This window comes from Pseudomonas sp. ES3-33 (assembly GCF_000952175.1).
In the GTDB taxonomy this organism is placed as follows: domain Bacteria; phylum Pseudomonadota; class Gammaproteobacteria; order Pseudomonadales; family Pseudomonadaceae; genus Aquipseudomonas; species Aquipseudomonas gregormendelii.
The window spans coordinates 1-1,310 of the sequence record NZ_JZRI01000092.1 but is presented as its reverse complement, the minus strand read 5'-3'; the positions used below and the strand labels follow the sequence as shown (position 1 = coordinate 1,310).

General features: G+C 53.1%; 1 pseudogene. It reads right to left on the bottom strand.

What is annotated here, in order from left to right:
- Window positions 1-31: 31 nt before the first annotated feature.
- Window positions 32-1,257 (bottom strand): annotated as a pseudogene (locus tag UB23_RS16840) (IS3 family transposase).
- Window positions 1,258-1,310 lie beyond the last annotated feature (53 nt).

The following is a 1,310-nucleotide window of genomic DNA, read 5'->3' as shown; positions in this document are numbered from 1 at the left end:
TGTCTAGTCCTGAAATAGGTTTACATCTGTTTCACCCCAACGCCCGATGCACCGCATCGGGCGTTTTGTATTTCAAGGACAGGTGCGGGCGCTCCTGGTTGTAGATTAGGATCGCCTCTCTCACCATCTTTTCAGCCTCTGGCAGATCTTTAGGCCGATGAAGCAATAACTCAGTTTTAAGGATGCCGTTGACCCGCTCTGCCAAGGCGTTTTGATAACAGTCATAGCCATCAGTCATTGAGCACGTTATGCCGTGTCTTGCGTGCAGTTTTTGGTAAAGCGTCGAGCAGTACTGCACTCCACGATCCGAGTGGTGAACCAATCTCTGACTGCTTCGTCGCGTCTTCAGCGCCATGCGCAAAGCTTGAGCCACCGAGTCGGCATGCAGACTGCCATGCACGTGATAACCGACAATTTTTCTTGAGAAGACATCCGTCACCAAGCTCAAGTACGCCGGGTCATCACGCTTGGTGGACAGGTAAGTGATATCCGCCACCCAGACCTGCTCCGGGCCGGTGGCAACGATTTGCTGGGGGCCAGGCTTCAGGAGGTTGGGATGGCAACGGAAGCGGTGATGACTGTCAGTTGTCTTGTGATAGGCCCGTTTTCTGCGTACCAAATACCGGTGATCGCGCAACACTTCAAACAAGCGATCTCGGCCGACATGTAGCTCCGGCTTATCATGCTTCGCGTGCATCAGTGAGTGCAGTTTGCGGGTGCCCAGACAGGGTTGCCGCACGCGGACTTCCTGCACAAACTTGATAAGCTTCTGATCCTGCTCGACCCGCGCCCGATAGGCCCGATCACGCTTGTAATAGGCCTGTCGACTAATCCCCATAAACTGGCAAGCCCTGCAGACACTCAGGGTTTGGGTTTGCGCAACGACTTGCCTGGCCGCTTTTTTACGATAGATACGCCGTAATCGTTCTTCAGAACATCGACCACGTCTTCGAAGAATTTGGCTTTCTGAGTCGCCAACGCCAACTGCTCCTCAAGCTCTTTGATTCTCTGCTCGGGAGTTAATGGCAAAGTAGGCTCGTCCATCGGTCGGACCCTCTAGGAGCGAATGGATGCGCCTTGGCTCCAGTCCTGCCGACCATGCTTGCGTAACCACACCAACACCGTCGACCGGCCCTGAATGCCATAGCGCCGTTGAGCCTCTTTATAACTCAACTCGCCTTTTTCGACTTGGTCGACAACCGACAATTTAAAAGTCAGCGTGTAATCTCTCTGGCTACGTTTTTCGCCCGTATTCATTGCACCTTCCTGATAAGAAGCCAGAAGGTGTAAACCTTATTCAGGACGAGACA